Raw genomic sequence first — 23,275 nt, forward strand, 5'->3', positions numbered from 1 at the left:
GGTTGGATAAAAGACTAGCCCAGGCGCGCGGCGCGATCCAGATGGGGCGATGCAAACTTCTGTAGGGGGATATTCAGGGCGCAAATGCGGCAAGGACGTCTGGGCATTTTGGTTCAATCATTTGGTTCAATCATTTTTGCATCCCGACATGCCGGAAGAGCATGTGCTGACCGACGGTGTGGCTCAGCGCCACTCGGCATCGAAGACCCTGCTGGGTGCAGCAGCAAGTATCGCATTCGCAGCGATAGGCGGAGGCAGTTAAAAGCCCGGAGATGTCGCTTCGCTCATCCGGGCGACGAACGCTTCATCCTTAACGATAGCCGATGTGTCTAGAAAAACCCGATCTGCGGTTTGGCGATCATCAGCCACATTATGATCGCCACCGCAGTGAACGCCGGAATGCCAAACGCAAACCATAGCCAGAAGATCCGGTGATATTCTTTCGGCAGCGGCTTGCCGTCTGCCGTTGCGATCACGGCGAGGTCTCGCAGGCGCATTTGCATCCACACCACCGGCAGCCACAGCGCGCCGGTGATGACGTACAGCACGATCGACCAGACGATCCATCCATCCCAGAACGAATAGCCGACGTTCAGCACGAGCAACGTGCCGGTGATCGGCTGCACGACGACGGCGGTCGCCGTGAAGATGAAGTCGGCAATCACGACGATGCGGGCGACGCCCGCGATCACGGCCGGCTTGCCGCCGAGGTGAGCCGCCAGCATGAAAAAGGCGATGCCCGCGCCGGTGCCGAGCAGCACGGCGGCGCCGACGACATGGAGGTATTTGAGGACGAAATACAGCGTCATCGGTCCTCGAGCACGGCCAGCGCCGCGAAATGCAACACGATGATCGGCCAGATCTTCAGCATCGGCCCCAGCGGATCGGCCCAGAGCCGCGGCACCAGGATGGTGCCGATGATCGCGTAGGCGAAGGAAATCGCGATGGCCGCATAGAGGCCGTAGCGGCTGGTCGGCCTGTAGGCGATCGCAAGTCCGATGACCAGATCGGCCAAGGCGCCCGCGATGACCGTCAGCGCGGCGGCCGTCCCTTCCACGCCGCCTTCCCCCATCAGGCCCATGCCGTAACCCCAGCCGGGTCCCAGCGAGACAAACGCGGTCGAGAGCCAGAACAGGGACAAGACGACAAAGATCGCGGGCTTGACCAGGTACATGCCGGCAAACCAGCGTTCCTGCACGGAAGCCGGTTCAGAGGCGAAGAATTCCGGAAGGCTTTTGGGATGCAGCCCAAGCCGCTGCATGTCTTCGAGATTGCCAATGGCGCCGCGCACCATTTCCCGTTCGGCGGTGCTGCGTACGGGAGGCCGCCAGCCGAGATACGAAACCATGTCGCCGAATTTGTACATGAGGCCGGAAGCGAATTGCGGCAGGTGAATCTCCCGCGCCGGCGGCCAACGGCACCAGCGGCGGATCAGCGCAACGACCTCGCCGAAGGAATAGCGCTGCGGGCCGACCAGCTCGATAATCTGCCGCGCGGGCGCAGCAGGATCAAGAAAATGCTCCACGGTCTGCACCACGTCCTCAAGCAGGACGATCTGGAGCTGTCCAGTGTTCGGCATCACGGGAATGGCGGGCAGCGCAGCCAGCCCTCGCATCAGCGCGCTGGCGCCATAGGCCGCGCGGCCGATCACGACGGAAGGCCGCAAGATGACCCAATCGAGATCGCGCTCCATCAGCGCCTTGTCGCCGCATAACTTCGATCGAGAAAAATCGCTCGGGGTTTCGCGGTCGACGCCAATGGCGGAAAAATGGATGACGCGACGGATCTGGAGCTGCTCGCAAGCGGCAAAGAGGTTTGCGATGCCGTGATGATGCACCACTGAGGTGGAATCGCCGGGGCTGTCCTGGAGCACCCCTGCGCAATTCACAACCGCCTCGACGCCATCGAGATGCGGCAGCCAGTATGCAGGCGACTTCGCCTCGGAGATGTCGACCCTATGAGTTCCAGAACTGGAATGGTCGCTTCTGCTCATTGAAACGACGGAATGACCACGCGAGAACAGGTGAGCCACGATTGCCGATCCGATCAGTCCGGTCCCTCCTACCACGGCAATCTTCATGACCGGCTCCGCGTCGAGAAGTCACGCCTGCTTCCGAGAACGTACGCCCCGAACGAATTCCCCCAGAAGGGGAAGCGCTTCAAGCAACGTGGCCCACAAGAGCCCCGCGAGGTTCGCTTCCGTCTACAGGGTGTCGGGCGTGCGGACCGGCGACGACTTGTCCTCATTTCGCAGCTCTTGCTCCGCAAGCCGCCAGAATTCCTCCTCTTTGCCTTCGGGCCTGCCGTTGCGTACCCAGATCTCATAGGCGCGGTTCTTGATTTCCTGCTCGGTCGGCTCGCTCATCCGGGTCTCCTCCATCCATCCCTGTACGGTAGCTGTCGCGTGGCCGATCTCAGCGCGCGTCGAGGCTTACGGCTGTCGCGCAGGGCTGCGATCCCGTTTCCTCGCGGGTGGGAGCGGGACATCGCGCCTGCACGCGGCACCGCGTGACGGCTTCCTTCATTCAGGGATAAGCACGCAGCGAAGAGCAATGTTCCTAGATCAAACCGGCTTAGGTCGGTTTTGGATTGAAGGTGGCGCGTCGGTTTGGGCTGTGGCGGCTCTCCATGTCCCTTCGTTCCGGTCAGGGGGACCGGGGCAAGCGGCTCAGAACGAATCCGCCAATTCGATCTCCGCCTTCAGCGCGGCAATCCGCTGCTCGGCTTCCCTGGCCGTCAGGTTTTTCTCGAACAGTTTTGGCTGGTAGGCCTCGGCGCTGAGCGTGCGCAGCGTCGCCAATTGGCGCGGCGTCATCGGCGCATCCACCTGGTCCGGTAGCCGGGACATCTGAAACCTCAAAGAATCTTTGATTTGATCCGAACTCTTAACTTGAAATTTGTTCTTTATTTGTTCTTATGAGGTTCTACCGCAGCGAGGTGGCCCATGGACAACAAATTGAATGAAATTCGCAGAAAAATCAGGCTCTTACGGTCGGAGATGCTGGGCGCGGAGGATAACATCCGCAAACAGCTCAACCGCGATGAGGACTGTTCGGAAGCGGCAACGCGTCTGATGGCCATGCGGGTCACCATGGTCGGCCTCATCGGCGAGCGGAACCGGCTCGGCGGCGAAGAGCGGCTGCTCAATGTCGATGAGCGGCTGAAGCTGGATGTCCGTGCGGTCAGCAGGAAGCCTGCGATCGGGGCGTCAGGGCGTTTTCCAGCGAAAGCCTGCCCCGGACCTGATCCGGGGTGGGAGCCGGTTCGCGGCAAGAAAACGCGTCAGATAAAAAATCCAGAGCCCCGTTCCGATTCGATCGGAACGGAGAAGGCTCGAGGCAGCCGTGAGCGATGATCCCATTCAAGCCCTGCGCCGGCGGATTGCCGAACTGGATCAGCTTGCTCGTCAGCTCAATCAATCCGGCCTGGATAACGCGCGGGCGCAGCTCCTGCTCGCGCGCAAGCGGGCGGAGTTGGAAGATTTCATTAACAGAGGCCGGCGATGTCAGGACCGCTCAGATGGTACGACCCCAACGCAGATAACCCGCCGTGGCTGAAAGCCCTGGCGGAGGTTCGGATCCGGGCGACGCGGGAGGGATGGTGCCATGCTCATGTCCAGGCGATCGTTGTCGCAATCGATCAATATGCCGAGGCGGCGCTGGGCAATCGGGATTACTTCCTCAACAGGCCGCATAGCATTGGTGGTCGCAGCAACAACAACATTCCCTGAAGATCGCTTGCGATGGAATTGAGCGTAGTAATTTGGAGGAGGTTGCATGCTTGAGCGATGCAGCGCTTTACCTTTTGGCTTTAATCGCAGCCGTGAATTGCAGCCTTTTCATCTATTCGCAGTGGTATGTGCCACGCCTTAGCGATGGTCTTGCGGTCCACGCGGTGGCAGCGCTGGTTATTTTGGTGGGCCTCTGGTTGTTCAGCAAAATTGCGCGATACGCAGGTGCGGCATTCTACTTCCTTGGCGCGGGATCTACCGCCTTTGCATTTTGGGGCTTTGCTGGCCGGGTGCATGTTGGCGTCATCTGGGGCGCGATAATGGGAGTTCTGAGTCTGGCTGCCGCATTGATCCTCGTTTTCTCAAAACCGTTCGCAAGAGAATTTGCGGCTGAGCGCGAAAGCCGGCCTGCGTATAAGAAGTATCTCCTTCACGCGTTCACGTTGGTGATCGCCGTTGCGGCGGGAGCTGCCGCATTGGTCGATGTTGTCGCTTTGTCTTCCAGCTACCAAGGCCAGTAGGGAGAATTACCGAAGGCGCAATCCGCCAACTCGGGGGGCGTTAGGGCGGATTACGCTGACGCTAATCCGCCCTACGTTAATTCGCCTTCGCCGGTGCATTAGCCGGCGCGTCCGCCGCCGCCTCCGGCACGGCCTGCCGCGATCCTCCGCCGGTAAACCGCTCGATCACCGAGCGCACCGCGTCGCGCGTCTTGCGATCCTTCACCGCATCGAGCAGGGGCGCTGCGCCCGGCGAGCGGCGGATCAGGCTTTCCGGATCGGGAAACACCAGTGGATCATCCCACGGGCCCTGCACGACGAAGGGCAGCTCGAAGCCCTTGTCGCCGGCGGTCGACGTCAGGCTCGCGATGCCCTTGAGGTCGTATTCGCGTGATGGCACCGAAGCGGTGCCGGTCAGCGTCAGGCGCGTGGTCGGTCCGTCGACGCGGATATCCTCGACGGTGGCGATGCCGTCGTTGAAGTGCACCGAAACAGTGAGGTTGTCGTAGGGTGTCGTGCCGGAGCGGAAATTGCCGCCGCCGGATAGCGGCCGCCGCTCCAGCCGCTTCAGCAACTGCTCGACATTGAAGCCGGCGATCGCGCCGTCATGACCGGTGAGCGTGGCGGTGCCGTCGAGCGAGGAGGCGAGGCCGAACGGGCTCGAGCCGGATGCCATCAACGAGACGCCGAGATTGCCGCGGCCGGAAAGCTTGGTGATGCCGAACAATTCGCTGGCGCAGGTCTGCAGATCGACATCGGTGAACTGGAACTGCGCCTTGACGTCGGCGATCGCATCCGAACGCGCGATGCCGAACGAGCCCTTGGCGATGCCGCCATACATCTGGGCTTCGCCGACCGAGAGCGCCAGCGCGCCGCCGCGCAGATTGGCGCCGAACGCGGTGCGACCGAGTCTCGTTGGGCCGACCGTCACTCTCGCCGCCGACAGGCGCATGTCGAGGTCGGTGGCGGAGAGCGAGGTAAGGTCGAACAATTGCCGGTTCCAGTCGCGCGCGCCGCTCGCAAGCAGGCGGAAGGTCGAGATATAGGGCGTGAAATCCAGGTTGCCCGCGGCGAGCGTCGCCTGCAGCGTCTGGCGGCCGTTATTGGCAACCGTCATCACGCCCTCGGCGACGTTACCGTCGAGTTCGACATTCACATTCGTCAGCGCAACCGAGGCGCCGACGACATTGGCGCGGGCCCTCAGCGCGAAGCGGCCGAATCCGCCGCTGCCGGGCACCGGCTGTCCCATCCAGCGCATCGCGTTGCGCAGCGATACGCTGTCGACGGTCACCGTGCCGTCCATCATCAGGCTGGTGCGGTTGGCGACCGCACCGTCGAAGGCGAGCTTCAGCGGCGCGCTGACCAGCCGCGCCTTCAGACCCGAGCGGTCGCCCGAGAGCATCGCGACGAAGTCGCTGGCCGAGATCGAGCCGTCGACGCGTTCGCCGCGCCAGTCGAATTGTCCGGTCGCCGCGAACGAGCGCGAGATCGACGGCCAGGCCAGCGAAAGATCGATGTCACCGAGCTGTTCGGTGACACGGTTAGCAGCATCCTCGTATTTGAGCACACCGTCTTGAATCCTGATTTCCGAGAACGACACCTGGTTTTCGGCGCCAGGCTTCATCGTGCGCGCGATGCGTTCGACGAACGGCGTCCAGTTGCTCTGACCGCCGGCCTCTCTGACGACGCGGATATGCGGCCGCAACATCATGACGTCTGCGATTTCGAAACGGCGCAGAAGCAATGGCAGCAGGCGCAGATTTGCGGTCAAAACATCGACCTGCAGCGCAGGGTCGGTGGTGCCGCCGCCCTTCAGCCCGACATTGTGGAACGAGACATAGCTGCCCGGAAACACCGATACGTCGATCGCGCCGGTGACCACCAGATCGAGCCCGGTAACCGCGCGGATCTGCGCCTCGACCGCCTGCCGTAGCGCGTCGCGGTTGATGAACCAGGAGGTTCCGATCAGGGCGAGCACGGCCACGCCGAACAGCGCTGCAACCGGCACCCCGAGGCGCTTCATTCCTTGGGCCATCGTCAGTGACATATCCGGATCTGGCTAAACCGAACTCGGTTTGATGCTAAAGTATCTCAGTTGATTAGGGCAGGCGGCGCAAACGTTAACCCCGTGCCAACCCACACAACTTGAAGGCTTTTCTTGACGCTTTCAAGGCCGACATGGCGCTCGGTGGGCAGTTCGGCGGCATAATCCACCCGTCATTGACGCACCGCGAAGAATTCGCCTAATAATCCGAAGATAATGCCGGCTTCGGCCGTTCCCCTCCATCAGGTCATATTTCATGAACAAGGTTTACCCCGACGCCAAATCGGCACTCGACGGCGTTCTCAAGGACGGCATGATGATCATGTCCGGCGGTTTCGGTCTGTGTGGTATTGCCGAGACCCTGTCGGACGCGATCCGCGATTCCGGTGTCAAGAATCTGACGGTGGTTTCCAACAATGCCGGCGTCGACGGCATCGGGCTGAGCCGGCTCCTGGAGACGCGGCAGATCAAAAAGATGATCTCGTCCTACGTCGGCGAGAACAAGCTGTTCGCGCAGCAATACCTCGCCGGTGAACTGGAACTCGAGTTCAACCCGCAGGGCACGCTGGCCGAACGCATCCGCGCCGGCGGCGCCGGCATCCCGGCGTTCTACACCAAGACCGGCGTCGGCACGTTGATCGCCGAGGGCAAGGAAGTGAAGGAGTTCGACGGCGAGAAATACATCATGGAGCGCGGCCTGTTCGCCGATCTCGCCATCGTCCACGCCTGGAAGGGCGACACTGCCGGCAACCTGATCTACCGCAAGACCGCGCGCAATTTTAACCCGATGATGGCGACCGCCGCGAAGATCACGGTGGCGGAGGTCGAGCACCTGGTTCCGGCCGGCGAACTCAATCCCGACCACATCCATACGCCCGGAATTTTCGTCAAACGTATCATCGAGGTCGGCACGGCCAAGAAGCGCATCGAGTTCCGCAACACCCGCCCGCGCCCATCGAGCGCGTCCGCGGCGGCAACGGGAGTAGAAATCTGATGGCCTGGACCCGCGAACAGATGGCGGCGCGCGCCGCGAAGGAACTGCGCGACGGCTATTACGTCAATCTCGGCATCGGCATTCCGACGCTGGTTTCGAACTACATCCCTGCAGGTATCGACGTCAGCCTGCAGAGTGAGAACGGCATGCTCGGCATGGGCCCGTTCCCTTATGAGGACGAGGTGGACGCCGACCTGATCAACGCCGGCAAGCAGACGGTCAGCGAATTGCCGTCGACCAGCTATTTCTCGTCGGCCGATTCGTTCGGCATGGTGCGCGGCGGCCATATCGATCTCTCGATCCTCGGTGCGATGCAGGTGGCTCAGAACGGCGACCTCGCCAACTGGATGATCCCCGGCAAGATGGTGAAGGGCATGGGCGGCGCGATGGACCTCGTCGCCGGCGTCAAGCGCGTCGTCGTGGTGATGGAGCATTCCGCCAAGGACGGCCCAAAGCTCTTGAAGAAATGCAACCTGCCGCTGACCGGCGAACGCGTGGTCGACATGGTGGTGACCGATCTTGCGGTCTTCACCATCGACAAGCACGGCAAGGACGGCATGGCGCTGATCGAGCTCGCCGATGGCGTCACGCTGGACGAGGTGAAGGCCAAGACCGAAGCCGAGTTCCGCGTCGCGCTGAAGAACGTCTGACGTGATGGCGGGACGGTCGCAGCCTGCGATCCGTCCCGCGCGTCCCGAAGACGCAGGCTTCATTGCCCGCAACATCCTGGCCTCGCAGCGCGGCCCGTTCCCACGCGGCTGGTTCGACATCGCGCTTGGCTGGGACGAGCCGCAATGCCTTGCGTTCGTCGAATGCATCGCGCTCGCGCCAACCCACTCGTGGTGGCACATCACCCAGTTCATCGTCGCTGAGGTCGAGGGTGAGCCGGCGGCATCGCTCTGCGCGCTCCCCGCGGCCGGCACCGAGGCCGCTGCGCGCGCGGTGATCAAGGAGGTGGCGGCCGCGATCGGGCTGAGCGCCACCGATCTGACGGCGATCTTCCGGCGTGGCGCCTATGGAGCGAATTGCTGGGTGCAGGGCGGTGAGGGCGACTGGCTGATCGAGCATGTCGCCACGCTGCCGGAGTATCGCGGCCGCGGGCTGGTGCAGGCGCTGATCGACCACGCACTCGCCGCCGGAAGGGATGCAGGATTCGCGCAGGCATCGATCTCGTTTCTGATCGGCAACGAGGCGGCGGAGCGGTGTTATGCGAAGGCAGGCTTTTCCTTTGCCGAAGAAAAGCGCGATCCCGCGTTCGAAGTGTTGACCGGTTCGCCGGGCTTCCGGCGGTTTGTGCGCGCGATTTGAGAACGGTCGCGTAGGGTGGGCAAAGGCGCTCTTCGCGCCGTGCCCACCATCTCGCGCCGGGCTCATGATGGTGGGCACGCTGCGCTTTGCCCACCCTACCACGTCACTCACGCCGGGCCGGCTGGCACGTCCGAAAACCGCGTTAGCCACGCCACCGGGCCGATACTGGCGGCTACGATCAGGAGCGCGGCGAGCGCACCTTCCTCGAAGCTGCCGCGGCTGGCGTACTGGTAGATCGAGGTCGCCAGCGTTTCGACATTGAGCGGCCGCAACAGCAGCGTTGCCGGCAATTCCTTCAGGCAATCCACGAACACGACAATGACCGCGCCGAGCATGGCGGGGCGCAAGAGCGGCAGATGGATCAGCCGCATCGTCGTGGTCTGGCCGGCGCCGGCGGCGCGCGCGCTGTCGTCGTAGTCGCGTGGGATCCGCTCGAACCCGGCCTTGATGAATCCGGTCGGCACCGCCAGAAACCGGATCACATAGGCGATCACCACGGCAGCACCTGAGCCGATCACGATCAATCCCGGCAGCGATTGCCCAAGCCATCCGGCGAGTGCGTTCAGCGCATTGTCGATGGCAAGCACCGGCGCGAGCAGGCCGAGCGCCAGCACCAGCCCCGGCAGCGTGTAGCCGGTCTGCGCGATGTTCATTGCGACGAAGCGCAACCCACTCGGCCGCCAGCGCCACGCGAGAATGGTCGCAAAGCCGAGCAGAAGCGCGGTCAGCGTGGCAATGCTTGCGAAGGCGACCGAGTTGAATGCATCGCGCCACAGCGCGACGTCGAAATTGGCAAAAAGCCCGCGCTTGAAACTCTGCTGTGCGAGATACAGGAGCGGCACGAGGAATCCCAGCACCACCGGCAGCAGGCAGGCCGCGAACGCACATCCGCCCTTGATGCCGGTGAGCGGGGTCCGCGGCGTGAGCCGCGGGCTTTCGGCGGAAAACTCCGTCGTGACATTGCGGCGTCCGTAACGTTCGACCGCGATCAGGCCGGCCACGATCGCCAGCATGAAGCAGGACAACTGCGCGGCGCCGGCGAGGCTGCCGCGGTTGAGCCAGGTCGTGAACACCGACACCGTGAGGGTACGGACACCCAGATATTCGCTGGCGCCGATGTCGTTCAGCGTTTCCAGCGATACCAGCGCGACGCCGACCGCCAGCGCGGGACGTGCCATCGGCAGCGAGATACGCCAGAAGGTGGTCCAGCGGCTGGCACCGAGCGTCTTCGCGGCCTCGGCGAATTCCGCGCTCTGGTACTGGAACATCGTGCGCGCCGAAAGATAGACGTAGGGGTAAAGCACCAGCGCGATCACAACGACCGCGCCCGGCAGCGAGCGCAAATTCGGAAGCATGCGCACCGCGTCCTGCAGCGGAAGCCAGTGTGCGAGCGTCTTGTGGACCAGGCCCAGCGGCTCGAAAAGGTCGACATAGACGTAAGCGGCGAGATAGGTCGGGATCGAAAGCGGCAATGGCAGCAGCCATAGCAGCATTTTCCGGCCGCGGAATTCATGCAGCGACACCGCCCACGCCGCGCCGGTGCCGATCGCTAGCGACAGGGCAGCGACGCCGCCGAGCAGGAACGCGGTGTCGAAGATGGTAGCCGGTAGCACGTAGTCGATCAGGTGCCGCCAGACGTCAGGCGCCGGCTGCAGCGCGAGCGCGATGATCGAGATGACGGGAGCCGCGACGAGGATGGCGGTCGCAACCGCAATCGCTGCCGCGATGCGGCCCGAGCGCGTGACAGGACTCACGTTCGCACACGAAGCGGGCTAAGGCGTCTCAGCTTGCGCAGGTGGGCTCCCTCCCCCCTTGCGGGGGAGGGCGGGGGAGAGGGGTGGCCACGGGCGATGCTGCTCGTGTGGCTTACCCCTCTCCCTAACGGGGGGAGGGGACGCAGTTGTGCCAGGCGAGAGATCACAATTCTAATCCTTCGCCCACCCAGCCGTTCAATTATCGAACCCGACCTTGTCCACCAGCGTCGAGGCCGCCTTGCGGTTGGCGGCGATCTTGGCGATCGGCAGCGGGTCGGCATTGAGCTTGCCGTAGCCTGCAATCGTCGGATTGACGGCGACGCCGGCGCGAACCGGATACTCGTAGTTTGAATCGGCGTAGATCTTTTGCGCCTTGTCACCGACCAGCCATTCGATCAGCTTGACGCCGTTGGCCTTGTTGGGCGCCTGCTTGGCCAGCAGCACGCCGGAGAGGTTGACGTGGGTGCCGCCGCCCTCAAACGTCGGCAGGACCACCTTGGTGGCTTCCGCCCACGGCTTCTTCTCGGGATCGTTGTTCATCATCAGCGCCCAATAGTAGGTGTTGGCGACGCCGATGTCGCATTTGCCGGCCGCGATATCGCGCGCGACTTCGCGGTCTCCGCCGGAAGGCTTCTGCGCCAGGTTGGCCTTGACGCCGCGCAGCCATTCCTCGGCTTTGGCCTCGCCGTACTTGGCGGTGTACGCCGCGAACAGCCCGTTGTTGTAGATGTGCTGGCCGGAGCGGATGCAGATCTTGCCCTTCCACTTGGGATCGGCGAGCTCTTCATAAGTAATCTTGTCCTGCTTGACGCGGTCCTTCGAGGCGTAGATCACCCGCGCGCGCATCGAAATGCCGGCCCAGTGGCCGTCCGGATCGCGATATTGCGCCGGCACGATCTCGTCGATCACCACCGACTTGATCGGCTGGGTGACGCCGGCCTGCACGGCCTCGTCGATGCGGCCGATGTCTACCGTCAGGAGTACGTCGGCGGGGCTGTTGGCGCCTTCCGCCTTCATGCGCTGCTCAAGACCAGAGCTCGCGGAGACGACATTGACCTTGATGCCGGTATCCTTGGTGAAGGCATCGAACAGAGGCTGGATCAGCTTGGTTTCGCGGTAGGTGTAGACGTTGACCTCGCCGTCAGCGGACGCCGTCGAGGCTCCGAACGCGGTAAAACAAAGCAACGCTGCGGTTGCGGCGGTGGCGCGAATATTGATCATGGGGCTGCCCGACAAAGCTGATGAAGATGCCCGTCTCAGTAGCGCAGCGGCCATGGGGCCGTCAGCGACCGGATGTCGCGAACGGCTCGATTTAGAAGGATTCCACGCTGCAGTTTAGAGTGATTCCAAATATTGAGACATCGTACCTTGCAGTCCGCGAGGCACGGCGGGGACGCAGCTCGCCAGGGGCACAACCTATCGGCTGCGCATAGCGAGGTCGAAATCGACCGCAGCGGTGTTGCCGCCGCTGATGACGACTGCAATGCGTTCGCCGGCGGCGGGCTTGTAGGCGCCCGACAGGATCGCGGAGAACGCTGCTGCGCCGCCCGGCTCGGCAACGATGCGCAGGGCGCGCCAAAGCGTCGCCTGTGCGTCGGCGATCGCGGCGTCGGAAACCAGTACGGTTTGTCGCGCATATTTCTGGACGATCGGGAAGACGTGTTCGCCGACGCGCCGTGGCGCAAGCGAATCCGCAGCCAGCCCGCCGGCCTCGGCATCGATCGGATGGCCGGCTTCAAGGGCCCTGGTCAACGTGGGCGATGCAAGCGGCTCGACGCCGACCACCTTGATGCGGCCGGCATACCAGGCCGCGATCCCGGCGATCAGCCCACCACCACCCACGGACACGAGCAGGGTGTCGATGTCAGGTGCCTGCTCCGCGAGCTCAAGGCCGATCGTTCCCTGTCCCGTGATGGTTTCCTTCTGGTCGAAGGCCGGCACCGGCAGTGCGCCGGTTTGCTGCGCCCATGTCTCGCTTGCCGCGAGCGCATCGGCATAACGGTCGCCTTCGATCGCGAGGTCGGCGCCATAGTCGCGGATGCGTTGCACCTTCGCCGGCGAAGAGACGCTCGGAACGAAAATCTTGGCCGGCTTCCCAAGCTTCATCGCGGCATAGGCGACTGCCGCGCCATGGTTGCCGCCCGACGCCGCGACGACGCCGGCCTGGGGCACATCGCGGGTCAGTAGATTGGCAAAAGCGCCGCGCGCCTTGAATGAGCCGGAGTGCTGCAGAAGCTCGAGCTTGAGCGTCAGCGTCCGGCCGGGAAGCCCGAACTCGGCACCATCGACCTCGACGATCGGCGTCCGCCGGATAAAGGGCCGAATCAGCCGGTCGCATTGTGCGATCGTTTCCGAGGTTACGGCATCCACCGGCGCGTTCATTGCAAGGCACTCCCCACAATTGACAGGAATTAGTCATTTAGCTAATTAGCAATATGCCTTCTTTGCAAGACGACGTCGAGCCTGCTTTTCGCGCGCTCGCCAACGATCGGCGGCTTTTGATCCTGGAGTGGCTGAAACGCCCCCGGGCGCATTTTCGCGAGCAGGTCGACGGCGATCTCGTCAAGGACGGGGTGTGCGGGGCCTTGATTGCCGAAAAGCTCGGCGTCAGCCAACCCACCGTGAGCGAGCACCTGAAAATACTGGCGCAAGCGGGACTGGTGAGCGCCAAGCGCGTCAAGCAGTGGACGTTCTACAAGCGCGATGAAGCGCGCATCGCAAAGCTGAAAGCGGCCATGCTCGCGAGGATCTGAAGTTCGGCCTTGCTAAGGCGGCGCCGTCTGCGACCGCCGGCATTGCCGACATTTTGAGCAGCGCGGAGTATGTTATCCGTTCGACCTTGGCATCATCCGTGCCTAGTCTTGGCCGACAAGGAGATGAATGCCGATGCGTGCGGTGCTGGACTATTGTACCGGAGGGACGAAGCGAGCCGTGCCGGCGGGCACGCTCGTGATCCATGAAGCCAGCAGGACCGGACATCTGTTCGTGCTGCTGGAAGGGCGGCTGGAGGTCATCAAGGGCGATAGCGTCGTCGCCGTCCTGACCGAGCCGGGGGCGATGCTGGGCGAAATGTCGGTGCTGCTCGAGCAGCCGCATACTGCGACCGTGCGCGCCGCCGCTGATTCCGTCGTCTACGAGTTCGACGACGCCGCGGCGTTTCTGCGCGACCAGCCGGCGATGGCGCTCTTGATCGCGCGCCTGCTGGCGCAACGCCTCAACGTCGCCAATACCTATCTGGCCGACCTGATGCATCAATATGCCGGTCAGGGTAACCATCTCTCGATGGTCGGCGAACTCCTTCAGAGCATGATCAACCTGCCGCCGACGCAGGTTTCGCCAGGCTCGGATCGGCAATCCGACTCCAGACTCTAGCTGCATTGGTAGAAGCATCGGCTGGTCGTACTGCATAAGCCCCTCATGGTGAGGAGCGCCAACGGGTCCGCGCGAAGCGCGGCCCGATGACAGGCTCCGCGCGTCTCGAACCATGAGGCCCCGTCTGTGGCCTACATCCTTCGCGACGCCGCTTCGCGGCTCCTCAGGATGAGGGGTTTGAGCGGCCATGACGCAGCAGAGCTAGTGGATTTTTTCGAGCAGTTCCTTCGCTTGTTCGATTTCGGGGAGGTCTTGCCCCGTTTCAAAATCGACGAGCGCTCGCGCGACCACCTCGGATCCGGCCGCTTCCCGGCCGTTGTTGATGCAAAGACGCGCAAGTCCAATTGCGCTGCGCAATTCGAAAGCTTTCGTTTGCTGGCTTCGGGCTATCTCAAGCGCCTGGTTAAAGGCGCTTTCGGCCCCGCAGAGGTTCGTCGGGTCGCGACGCAATAGAAGCTCACCCCGCACACGATACAGTTCGGCATCGAGCCAATGCTGACCAGACCGTTCCGTCACGTCGATCAACTCGCGCAGTATCTCCAACCCAGTGTCCGTTTGTCCTGCCGCTGCATTCGCCACGGCAACCTGCATTCCCCAAAACGGTTCGCAAAGGTAACAGTCATTCTCATGCAGCAAGGTCCAACCTCGACGCATTTCCGCAAGCCCGGCCTCTCGGTCGCCGGCGCGCCACTTTGCAAGGCCAGTGAGGTACGTGCCTGCGGCAACATACAACGGCATCGTATGGTCGCGAGCGAGGGCGAGCGCAAGGATTGTCTCTGTTTGCTGTAACGGCCCGCCGCACAGTCCGTCGAAAACCGCCTTATGGACGAGCGCATTGGCTTGGGAGAGCGCTCGCTTTTCTCCCGAGGAAAGCACCGCTTCCGCGGCGAGCCGGCGGGCGCGATCAATCTGTCCGATCGGCCAAAGCACCAGAGCAAGAAACCTCATGATGACGAACGGCAGGTCCAGCGTTGAAGCCCTGAAGGTCTCAAGATTCGGTTCGGCACCATAGGCCGCAAGCGCCTGCTCAAGATGCGTTCTCGCGTTCATATAGTCGCCGCCGAACCAGCAGGTCGCCCCGTTTGTCCAATGTGCGACAACTGTGGCCACTGGGGAGTCCGGATGTCTCTTGGCGGCGTTCATGGTTGCATCCACCAATTCCCACATCGGCGCGATCTCGCCATGCGTCAGACAGGCATTGAACAATCCCGAATAGATTGGCGCCAGCTCAACCGGATCATTGATATCAGCCGCGAATTGCCGAGCGCGCGTCCATGCGGCGACGGTTTGGGGGGCGCTGTGCCCAAGGTTGCCCCGCAGCGCGCGGCTGTAGGTGATTTGAAGATGAAGCCGGTTCATGGTTCGACCCGGGTCATCCGGCAGCGCGTCGGCAATCGCAATTGCCTTGCCGAGATGCGCGATTGCCTCGGTATAGGCGGAGCGCTTGAGCGCCTGCTGGCCTGCCTTGCGCCACCAATCGAGGGCAACGCCGTCGAGTCCCGCTTCGGTGAAGTGATAGGCCACGACTTCCGGCTCGGTCTCGGCGATGGCCGGAAATTGGTCGCGCAGCACATCGCCAATGTGTTTGTGCAGCAGTTGCCGGCGGCTCTTTAGCAGGCTCTCATGAGCCGCCTCCTGGACGAGCGCGTGCTTGAAGCTGTAGCTCGCTTCCGGCGGCGTCCCACGACGCAAGAGCAGTTCGGCCTCTTCCAGTTGCCTCAACGCGGCGTTCAGCGTCAGATCATCGCGCCCCGCCACACATCGCAGCAATGTGTATGAGAAGTCGCGGCCAATGGCGGCGCCTATCTGTGCCACTTCCTTGACCGGTGCCAGTCGATCAAGGCGCGCCATCAGCGAGTCTTGCAGCGTCGCGGGGATGGCGAGTGGCGGTAGCGGTCGATCAAGGCGATAGCGCCCGGCATCTTCCACCAGCAGTCCGGATTCCAGTATTGTCTTGGTCAGTTCCTCGATAAACAGCGGGATGCCATCCGTCCTGTCGATGATCTGCGTCATCATTTCGCCTGGCAGATGTCGACCGACGGTCACCTGCTCGATCAGAGTGCGTGCGTCCTGCCGGTCAAGTCGGTCGAGCCGCAGTAGGCTGACATTGGCGAGACCCGCCCAAGGCGGCTCGAACTCGGGCCGGAAAGTCATGAGCGCGAAGATAGGCAAGCTCCTGATCCGGTCGACCGCGAGATCGAACAGCTCAAGTGTCGTGGCGTCGGCCCAATGCATATCCTCGCAGACGATCAGCACAGGTTGCTGCCGGGCCAAACCCTCAAGCTGATCGAGCAGGGCTGCGAACGTTTGTCGCCGCTGCTGCACCGGATTCAAGCCGAGCGGCGGATAGCGCTCGCCTGTTGCGATCGAAAGAAGTGCTGCGATCAGCGGTGCGGCGTTGGCCACCTGCTGCGTTCCAAGTGCAAGCATTGCCTCAAGCTTGTCGAGCTTTTGCTCGGACGTGTCCTGTGACCTGATACCGGCGCCGCGCTCGAGTTGAGCGACAAAGGGATGAAGCGCACTGTTGATGTGGTAAGGCGAGCACTGATACCGCACCCGGCAGTGTGCCCCCAACGCAGGGTTCTCGCAGAGCATTGCGACCAGGCGCGATTTGCCGATCCCGGCTTCGCCGGAAATCAACACCACCTGACCTTGACCCTGCCACGCGAGCCGCTGGCGCGAGAGCGCGAATTCGATTTCTGCCTTACGGCCGACAAAGCTCAGCGAGCGCGCCCTGCGCACCGCCTCGAAGCGGCTCTCCGACGCCGCCCCACCTTCGACCGCCCAGACCGCGATGGGTTCGGAGATGCCCTTGACCTGGCGCAGGCCGAGGCTACGGAAAGTGAACAAATCTCCGAGCAGCTCGCGCGTCGAAGCAGCAACGATAACCGCCCCCGGCTCAGCCAGGCCCTGGAGCCGGGCGGCGATGTTCGGTGTATCGCCTACCATCGCCTGCGGCTCCGACGCGCCTCCGCTGATGAGGTCGCCTACCACGACAAGTCCGGTCGCAATCGCGATCCGCACCTCAACCTGTTCCGCGCGCGTTTCGAGCGGCCTTATTGCGGCGATCATGTCGAGCCCGGCATGCACGGCGCGCTCGGCGTCATCCTCGTGCGCGCGGGGGTAACCAAAATAGGCGAGCACTCCGTCGCCAACAAACCTGGCGATGCTGCCGTCGTAGGTGGCAATAACTCTGGCGCAAGCCGTTCGATAGGCGCGGATCACCTCCCACATGTCCTCTGGATCAAGGCGAGCAGACAGCTCAGTCGAGCCGACCAGATCGCAGAACATCACGGTGACGTGGCGTCGCTCGGCGTCTTGCTGACGAGCCGGCTCGTCGACCAATTCGACTTGCTTGAGTTCGGCGATCGCGCGCAGCATCTTGCGGCGATGACCGAGCAGGACTCCGAGTCTATCGAAGTCTTGATCCGTTAGCTCGGGAAGGACACCGATATCGATTCCATTCTCGGCAAAACGCAACGCGTACTGCCCGAGCCCAAGCTTCTCCAGCCAGTCCGCAATCACTTGCATTGGCTTCACCGATGGTCAGGTGGCGGCTTGCCGAATTTTGGACTACTGCAGTCGAAATGTTATGCTAGTTTTTCCCGAATGGCCACGTGTCGTTTGCAAGCAATTGTTCTGTGGTTGCCGGATACCGAGTCGCAGCGTTGCGCAACCAGGCTGATACGATCGACGCAAGTGGCAAATTGCACGGGAGCCGGTGACAAAAAATTCGCGCAGGATCCGCTTTCAGAGCAACACGACAACTCATTGCGGAATATCGGTTTTGCGCCACTAACGTTCGGCTGCGAACAATCTGACGCTTTCTGTGAGGCCCTTGAGGGAATGACACCCTTCGTCGTGAAACCTGATGTTTGAACCAGCGACAAGATCACGTACGGTATTAGACACAAGAACCTGACCGGGCTTCGCCATCGTCGCGACACGCGATGCAATGTGGACCGCGATGCCGCTCAGGTCATTATCGGCTATTTCGATCTCGCCGGTGTGAAGGCCGGCTCTCACCTGCAGTCCAAGAGCTTCAACGCCCTCATTGATCGCCAGAGCGCACCGGATTGACCTGGCCGGCCCGTCGAAGGTTGCCAGGAAGCCGTCTCCCATTGTCCTTACTTCATGCCCTCTATGTCGGGAGATCTCCCGCCGCACTAGCGCGTTGTGCCGATCGAGCACATCGTGCCATGCGCGATCTCCGATCGTCTCGGCTCGCTTCGTTGAATTCACAATGTCAGTGAACAGAACGGTGGCAAGCACGCGATCAGATTCGATTGCGGACCGCGATCCCGTCAGAAACTCCTCGATCTCATCCAATACCCGTTCCGTTTCGCCAGTCCACAGCAGGTGGTCGCAGCCGGGCAGTTCGAGATATTTCGCGCCTGGGATTTGCCGGGCCATGAACCGCCCGGCTTCAACGTTGACGCGAACATCCCCTTGTCGATGAATGATTAACGTTGGCACCTGGATCGACGGAAGGATTGGACGAACGTCGATTTCGCTGTTCAATCGCATAAGCGCGACAACCGCGGAGGGACTTGCACCGAGACGTTCGAAACGGGCCCATGCTAGCTTGAACGTCTCGTCTGATGCCACGCTGGGCGCGAACAAGCGGAGGCTGTCGCCGGTCCCCCAATTCTTTTCCATGCGATCCAGCGCGGCTTCGATCCTGTCCGGGGGCAAAACCCACGAGCGGAAGTGTCCATAGGCGCCGTACAGGACCAACGCTCGGGTCCGTTCCGGGTAGGTGGCCGCGAACAAGACTGACATCGCGCCGCCTTCGGAGATGCCGAACAGGGCAGCCTGTTGCGAGCCCACAGCATCCATGACCGCGCGAACATCGTCCATGCGCTCTTCCAGGGTCGGCACGCCGACCGTTCTGTCAGAAAGCCCGGTACCGCGCTTGTCGAACATGATCAGGCGGGCAAAGGCCGCCAAGCGGGTCCAAACTCGGGCACGATAGGGTTCTTCCCAAGCGACATCGAGGTTCGAAATGAAACCAGGAACGAACACGAGGTCAAACGGCCCTTCGCCGACGACCTGATAGGCGATGCGAACATCACCGCTCTTTGCGTATTGCGTTTTCGGAACCATTGCACATCACTTCACGTAAAGTGGCGTGATCGGCTTGGTCGGCTTCCGGTGAGCAGGTGCGATCTGAACCTTACCAGTTTGCCGCGCTGCGCGGAAGACGAAACCGAGTAGCTCAGCCTCGGCATGCGGTAATCGGCTGCTTACCAGAAGCCGCCATCACACCAGCCAACTTCGATGTGCCGCTCGCGCGGCGGTCCGAGGCGCTGGCCTCGTGCCTGGTAGCGCAGGAGCCACGAGCGCCCAACGAACGATATGAGTGTGTAGTCCTGCGCTGTCACACGTGCTTATTTCGAACTTCTCCGGCGCTTGTCGATGAGGAGAAAAGCGGATCGGCAATCCGGCCCAAGGATACAAGCCAAGGCGGCGGCGTCTCGATCGTTGCCGCCGGCCGCAGCAGGGGCGCGCGCAAATCGATGCGCTGCGCTTCACCGGCGGCAATCCAGAATGCTGCGCTCTCGTCGAGATCGATCACGATATAGACCGGCGGACGGCCGTGCTGCAGACCGGCGTTGAAGACCCAGGTCGTACCGAGGCGGTCGAACCACGCGCCGTCGGGGATGAAGGGTGACTGATGCACGTGGCCCGAGATCACCATCGACGGCTGGTACTGCGCGATCCATTGCACCAGCTCGACGTCGCCGAAGAACCGCTTGCCGCCCCAGCTCGTCGGCGAATTCGCCGGTGGCGCATGGTGCACCCAGATCCAGCGTTGCGCCCGTTCCGCCGCCGCGTCGCGAAGCTGAGCCTCGATGCGGCCCTTGACCAGCGGCCCGTCCCACCACGGACACACCGTGAAGCGCGTGCCGCCGATGGTCAGGCTGTCGCCGTCGCAGGCGATGCCGAGCTCGCTGATATCGCCGATCCAGCGCGCGATCTTCTCGCCTTCGGCGCTGCGGTCGTCGAGATCGTGATTGCCAGAGCAGAGAATGACGCGCGTCACCTGCGAGAGTAGTGACAGGTATTTTTTCACCACCAGAATCTGCGCGCGGAAGTCGACGAACGAGGAGATATCGAGCGCGTCGCCGGCGAAAATGACGACGTCGAATCCAGGAGCTGCCGCGAGCAGCCAGTCGAACTGCGGCAATGAATAATGCAAATCGGCAACAACGAGGCAGCGCATAATGATCAAATCCAAATATGCCCGGGAAAACAGGCGATCCGCAGTCGGATGCATTCAGGCAGACTGGATTCGAGCAAGAATTGTGCCGGTCGTGGCCCGCGAACGGGATTCATCCCGGTCGTGACTAGTCCTCGCTCGCCCTGAACCGGCCGAGCCCCTTCAGCACGAACGGCGCCACTAGCGCAATCAGCGCAATGCCGAGCAGGGTTGCGGACATCGGACTTTGCAGCAGCACGATGGGATCGCCGAGGCTGATCGCGAGTGCGCGGCGCAACTGGCTTTCGGCGATTGGACCCAGGATGAGTCCGACGACGACAGGTGCGATCGGGAAGTCGAACCGGCGCATCAGAAAGCCCAACACGCCGAAGGCTGCCAGCATCGACAGCTCGACCACCGAAGGTTTTGCGGCGATGGTGCCCATGGTCGCGAACACGAGAATGCCGGCGTACAGCCACGGCTGCGGGATCGCGAGCAGTCGCACCCATAGCCCGACCAGCGGCAGGTTGAGTACCAGCAGCATGACGTTGGCGATGAAGAGACTCGCGATCAGGCCCCATACCAGATCGGGCCGCTCGGCGAACAGCAGCGGTCCCGGATTCAGCCCGTATTGCTGAAAGCCCGCCAGCATCATCGCAGCCGTCGCCGAGGTCGGAAGCCCCAGCGTTAGCAACGGCACAAGGGTGCCGGCGGCGGAGGCGTTGTTGGCGGCTTCCGGCCCCGCGACGCCTTCGATCGCGCCCTTGCCGAATTCCTCCGGATGCTTCGACAGCCGCTTCTCGGTCGAGTAGGACAGGAATGTCGGAATTTCCGCGCCACCGGCGGGAAGCGCGCCAATCGGAAAGCCGAACATTGTCCCGCGCAGCCACGGCTTCCACGACCGCATCCAATCCTGCTTCGTCATCCACAGCGAGCCGCGCACCGGCTCGATCTTTTCCTCGGCGTGATGGCGGCGCGATGCGACGTAGAGCGCTTCGCCGACGGCGAATAGGCCGACAGCCAGCGTCGTCACCTCGACGCCGTCGAGCAGTTCGGGCATGCCGAATGCGAGCCGGGCCTGGCCGGTGAGCTTGTCGATGCCGATCAGCCCGAGCGTCAGCCCGATGAACAGGCTGGTCAGCCCGCGGATCGGCGAATTGCCGAAGGTCGCAGACACCGTCACGAAGGCCACGCACATCAGCGCGAAATAATCTTCAGGCCCGAAGCGCACGGCAAAATCCACCAGCCAGGGTGCGAGAAAAGCCATGCCGATGGTGGCAATGGTGCCTGCGACGAACGAGCCGATCGCCGACGTCGCCAGTGCCGGACCGCCGCGACCGGCCTTGGCCATCTTGTTGCCCTCGAGCGCGGTCGCCATCGACGCGCTCTCGCCGGGCGTGTTGATCAGGATGGCGGTGGTCGATCCGCCATACATGCCGCCGTAATAGATGCCGGCGAACATGATCAGCGAGCCGCCGGGATCGAGCTTGTAGGTCACCGGCAACAGCAACGCGACGGTGAGCGCCGGCCCGATGCCGGGCAGCACGCCCACGGCAGTGCCGAGGAACACGCCGATCAGCGCATAAAGCAGGTTCATCGGCTGGACGGCGACGGCCATGCCATGCGCAAGCGCAGCGAAGGTTTCCATTACAGCAGTCTTTCCAGAGGGCCGGCAGGCAGGCTCAACGTCAGCAGCCGATCGAAGGCGAGATAGATCAGCGTGGTCATCACGAGCGCGATGACGAGGTCGGCGAGGATGGCGCGGCGCCCGAACGCCGCCGAGGTGGTGACGAACAGCGCCGACGTCGCCAGGATGAAGCCGCCGCCGAGCCCGATGATGGCGATCAGCAGCGCAAGTCCGCCGAGGATCAGCAGCACGGGCTTGGGATCGGCGCTCTCGCGCGGCGGCAGGTTGCCGCGCAAGGCGTCGATCAGGTTGGCGATCGCGAGAATGCCGAGCCCGACTGCCACGACGACCGGCATCGCCTCAGGCCCCATGCCGTACATCGAAGTGGATGACAGACGGCTTGCATCCCATACCAGCACCGCAGCCAGCACCGCGAGGGCCGCGGCAATGACCAGACCGGCGGGATCGATGCGCCGCGAGGCCGGTGGCTGCGCAAGATCGCTGGAAGCGCTGTCCGTCATGATTTGACGAGACCAACCGACTTCAGCACGTCAGTGACGCGCGTCGTTTCCTTCTTCAGGAAGTCGGCGAACCCATCGCCGGATAGATAGGCGTCATCCCAGCCCTTCTGCTTGAGGATGTCCTTCCAGGCGTCGGACTTGACCATCTTCTCGACGGCGTCGCTCAATGTCTTGCGCTGTTCTGCAGTGATGCCGGGAGGCGCAACCACCGAACGCCAGTTGGCGAGCACGAGGTCGATCCCTTGTTCCTTGAAAGTCGGAATGTCGATCCCGGCGATACGCTTCTCCGAGGTCACGCCGAGTGCGCGCAATTTGCCGGATTTGATCTGTCCTTCGTATTCGCTCAGGCCTGAAATGCCTGCCGTGACCTTGCCGCCGAGAATGGCCGCCAGCGACTCGCCGCCGCCGGAGAACGGAATGTAATTGATCTTCTTGGCGTCGGCGCCGATCGTTCCCGCGAACAACGCCGCCATCACATGATCGACGCCGCCGGCCGAGCCGCCGGCAAAGGTCACCTTGGCGATGTCGGCCTTCACGGCCGCGGCAAGATCCTGCGCCGTCTTGAGCGGCGAATTCGCCGGCACCACGATCACCTGGATTTCCTCGGTGAGGCGCGCAATCGGCGTCACCTGCTCGAGCGTCACCGGCGACTTGTTCATGGCGAGCGCGCCGACCATGACGAAGCCGTTCACCATCATCTGGTTGCCGTCGCCCTTGGCGCCGTTGACGAACTGCGCAATGCCGATGCTGCCGCCGGCGCCCGCCACATTGGTGACCTGCACGCTGCGGGCGATCTTGGCAGCGACCAAAGCCTGCTGCATCGCGCGGGCGGTTTGATCCCACCCGCCGCCGGGCGCTGCGGGCGCCATGATCTTGAGCTCGAGCTGCTGCGAGAGGGCAGGTGCTGTGGCTGCAAGCGTCAAAGCGACGACCGCGCCGAACAGGCGCGTATGAAACGGCATCATGGGATTTCCTCCAGGCTCGCGCGGAGCCGCTGTGTGTCAATTCGTCGCATATCAGCCGGAAAACCCGCCGCTGTCCAGAAGGACCTTTGCGTGGGCGGACCGGATCTCAAAGATTTCGCTAGAGCTTTGAAGCTCGTGCGTTTTTGGCCCTCGGCACTTGCCTGACCGAAAGTGAGACGCCAATTGCTCGGCACATGTCCGAACAAGCACCGTGCTTTGTGTCGCCTTGGCCTGGCTGTGGCGCCCGAATAAGACGCG

General features: G+C 62.8%; 23 protein-coding genes. 9 read left to right on the top strand and 14 right to left on the bottom strand.

What is annotated here, in order from left to right; translation table 11 throughout:
• Positions 1-49 precede the first annotated feature (49 nt).
• Positions 50-262: a hypothetical protein gene (locus tag LMTR3_RS37225; protein WP_141686409.1), complete on the top strand. Its 213-nt coding sequence runs from the start codon at positions 50-52 to the stop codon at positions 260-262.
• Positions 263-329: 67 nt separating this feature from the next.
• On the opposite strand, the gene LMTR3_RS00580 is transcribed toward LMTR3_RS37225, so the two are convergent.
• From LMTR3_RS00580 to LMTR3_RS00590, 4 genes are all read right to left on the bottom strand, one after another.
• Entirely contained in the window at positions 330-809 is a 480-nt protein-coding gene (locus LMTR3_RS00580) for a DUF2269 family protein (RefSeq protein WP_065743167.1), read from the bottom strand.
• The gene (locus tag LMTR3_RS00585; RefSeq protein ID WP_065743168.1) at positions 806-2,080 is read right to left on the bottom strand and encodes an SDR family oxidoreductase; all 1,275 of its coding nucleotides are present in this window, start codon (positions 2,078-2,080) and stop codon (positions 806-808) included. Before LMTR3_RS00585 ends, LMTR3_RS00580 begins: the two co-directional genes overlap by 4 nt.
• Positions 2,081-2,203: 123 nt before the next feature.
• On the bottom strand, positions 2,204-2,365 hold the full coding sequence (locus tag LMTR3_RS36000) for a DUF2934 domain-containing protein (protein WP_084029342.1): 162 nt from the start codon (positions 2,363-2,365) through the stop codon (positions 2,204-2,206).
• A 303-nt stretch (positions 2,366-2,668) separates the two neighbouring features.
• A complete protein-coding gene (locus tag LMTR3_RS00590) occupies positions 2,669-2,848 on the bottom strand; it encodes a DUF3072 domain-containing protein (protein ID WP_065743169.1) in 180 nt (59 codons plus the stop codon).
• Positions 2,849-2,944: 96 nt separating this feature from the next.
• Here LMTR3_RS00590 and LMTR3_RS38285 point away from each other — a divergent pair, with 96 nt between their 5' ends.
• The 3 genes from LMTR3_RS38285 to LMTR3_RS00605 all read left to right on the top strand — a co-directional run bounded on the left by LMTR3_RS38285 (position 2,945) and on the right by LMTR3_RS00605 (position 4,251).
• Positions 2,945-3,355: a hypothetical protein gene (locus LMTR3_RS38285; RefSeq protein ID WP_176721794.1), complete on the top strand. Its 411-nt coding sequence runs from the start codon at positions 2,945-2,947 to the stop codon at positions 3,353-3,355.
• A 147-nt stretch (positions 3,356-3,502) separates the two neighbouring features.
• Positions 3,503-3,730, top strand: coding sequence for a hypothetical protein (locus LMTR3_RS00600; protein ID WP_065743171.1), 228 nt, complete (start codon positions 3,503-3,505; stop codon positions 3,728-3,730).
• 50 nt (positions 3,731-3,780) lie between these two features.
• Positions 3,781-4,251 carry a hypothetical protein gene (locus tag LMTR3_RS00605; protein ID WP_141686410.1) on the top strand — a complete coding sequence of 157 codons (471 nt, stop codon included), beginning with the start codon at positions 3,781-3,783 and terminating at the stop codon, positions 4,249-4,251.
• 76 nt (positions 4,252-4,327) lie between these two features.
• Here the strand turns inward: LMTR3_RS00605 and LMTR3_RS00610 are convergent, their stop codons facing one another.
• Complete coding sequence (locus tag LMTR3_RS00610) at positions 4,328-6,265, bottom strand: AsmA family protein (protein ID WP_065743332.1); 1,938 nt, start codon at positions 6,263-6,265, stop codon at positions 4,328-4,330.
• Positions 6,266-6,530: 265 nt separating this feature from the next.
• On the opposite strand from LMTR3_RS00610, the gene LMTR3_RS00615 reads away from it, so the two are divergent.
• From LMTR3_RS00615 to LMTR3_RS00625, 3 genes are read left to right on the top strand one after another with little or no spacing between them, the layout of a single operon-like run.
• On the top strand, positions 6,531-7,268 hold the full coding sequence (locus LMTR3_RS00615; protein ID WP_028350172.1) for a CoA transferase subunit A: 738 nt from the start codon (positions 6,531-6,533) through the stop codon (positions 7,266-7,268).
• A complete protein-coding gene (locus LMTR3_RS00620) occupies positions 7,268-7,918 on the top strand; it encodes a 3-oxoacid CoA-transferase subunit B (protein ID WP_057847341.1) in 651 nt (216 codons plus the stop codon). The genes LMTR3_RS00615 and LMTR3_RS00620 overlap by 1 nt, the downstream gene beginning before the upstream one ends.
• Positions 7,919-7,922: 4 nt before the next feature.
• The gene (locus tag LMTR3_RS00625) at positions 7,923-8,576 is read left to right on the top strand and encodes a GNAT family N-acetyltransferase (RefSeq protein ID WP_065743173.1); all 654 of its coding nucleotides are present in this window, start codon (positions 7,923-7,925) and stop codon (positions 8,574-8,576) included.
• A gap of 107 nt (positions 8,577-8,683) precedes the next feature.
• Here the strand turns inward: LMTR3_RS00625 and LMTR3_RS00630 are convergent, their stop codons facing one another.
• The 3 genes from LMTR3_RS00630 to LMTR3_RS00640 all read right to left on the bottom strand — a co-directional run bounded on the left by LMTR3_RS00630 (position 8,684) and on the right by LMTR3_RS00640 (position 12,712).
• A complete protein-coding gene (locus tag LMTR3_RS00630; protein ID WP_065743174.1) occupies positions 8,684-10,330 on the bottom strand; it encodes an ABC transporter permease in 1,647 nt (548 codons plus the stop codon).
• A gap of 195 nt (positions 10,331-10,525) precedes the next feature.
• Positions 10,526-11,551 (bottom strand): Fe(3+) ABC transporter substrate-binding protein, encoded by a 1,026-nt coding sequence (locus tag LMTR3_RS00635; RefSeq protein WP_065743175.1) that lies wholly within the window; start codon positions 11,549-11,551, stop codon positions 10,526-10,528.
• Between the two features lie 195 nt (positions 11,552-11,746).
• A complete protein-coding gene (locus tag LMTR3_RS00640) occupies positions 11,747-12,712 on the bottom strand; it encodes a threonine/serine dehydratase (RefSeq protein WP_065743176.1) in 966 nt (321 codons plus the stop codon).
• A 53-nt stretch (positions 12,713-12,765) separates the two neighbouring features.
• Between LMTR3_RS00640 and LMTR3_RS00645 the strand changes: the two genes are divergently transcribed.
• The gene (locus LMTR3_RS00645) at positions 12,766-13,083 is read left to right on the top strand and encodes an ArsR/SmtB family transcription factor (RefSeq protein ID WP_065743177.1); all 318 of its coding nucleotides are present in this window, start codon (positions 12,766-12,768) and stop codon (positions 13,081-13,083) included.
• A 133-nt stretch (positions 13,084-13,216) separates the two neighbouring features.
• Positions 13,217-13,702, top strand: a complete 486-nt coding sequence (locus tag LMTR3_RS00650; RefSeq protein WP_065743333.1) for a Crp/Fnr family transcriptional regulator — start codon at positions 13,217-13,219, stop codon at positions 13,700-13,702.
• Positions 13,703-13,903: 201 nt separating this feature from the next.
• On the opposite strand, the gene LMTR3_RS00655 is transcribed toward LMTR3_RS00650, so the two are convergent.
• The 6 genes from LMTR3_RS00655 to LMTR3_RS00680 form a co-directional block, all read right to left on the bottom strand.
• Positions 13,904-17,233, bottom strand: coding sequence for an adenylate/guanylate cyclase domain-containing protein (locus tag LMTR3_RS00655; protein WP_065743178.1), 3,330 nt, complete (start codon positions 17,231-17,233; stop codon positions 13,904-13,906).
• Positions 17,234-17,497: 264 nt separating this feature from the next.
• Positions 17,498-18,808, bottom strand: a complete 1,311-nt coding sequence (locus LMTR3_RS00660; RefSeq protein WP_065743179.1) for an adenylate/guanylate cyclase domain-containing protein — start codon at positions 18,806-18,808, stop codon at positions 17,498-17,500.
• Positions 18,809-19,082: 274 nt separating this feature from the next.
• The gene (locus tag LMTR3_RS00665; RefSeq protein ID WP_065743334.1) at positions 19,083-19,928 is read right to left on the bottom strand and encodes a metallophosphoesterase family protein; all 846 of its coding nucleotides are present in this window, start codon (positions 19,926-19,928) and stop codon (positions 19,083-19,085) included.
• A 124-nt stretch (positions 19,929-20,052) separates the two neighbouring features.
• Positions 20,053-21,552 carry a tripartite tricarboxylate transporter permease gene (locus LMTR3_RS00670; RefSeq protein ID WP_065743180.1) on the bottom strand — a complete coding sequence of 500 codons (1,500 nt, stop codon included), beginning with the start codon at positions 21,550-21,552 and terminating at the stop codon, positions 20,053-20,055.
• Entirely contained in the window at positions 21,552-22,052 is a 501-nt protein-coding gene (locus LMTR3_RS00675; protein ID WP_065743181.1) for a tripartite tricarboxylate transporter TctB family protein, read from the bottom strand. Before LMTR3_RS00675 ends, LMTR3_RS00670 begins: the two co-directional genes overlap by 1 nt.
• Positions 22,049-23,017 (bottom strand): Bug family tripartite tricarboxylate transporter substrate binding protein, encoded by a 969-nt coding sequence (locus tag LMTR3_RS00680; protein ID WP_065743182.1) that lies wholly within the window; start codon positions 23,015-23,017, stop codon positions 22,049-22,051. Before LMTR3_RS00680 ends, LMTR3_RS00675 begins: the two co-directional genes overlap by 4 nt.
• Positions 23,018-23,275: the final 258 nt, after the last annotated feature.

The organism is Bradyrhizobium sp. LMTR 3 (genome assembly GCF_001693485.1).
Lineage (GTDB): Bacteria > Pseudomonadota > Alphaproteobacteria > Rhizobiales > Xanthobacteraceae > Bradyrhizobium.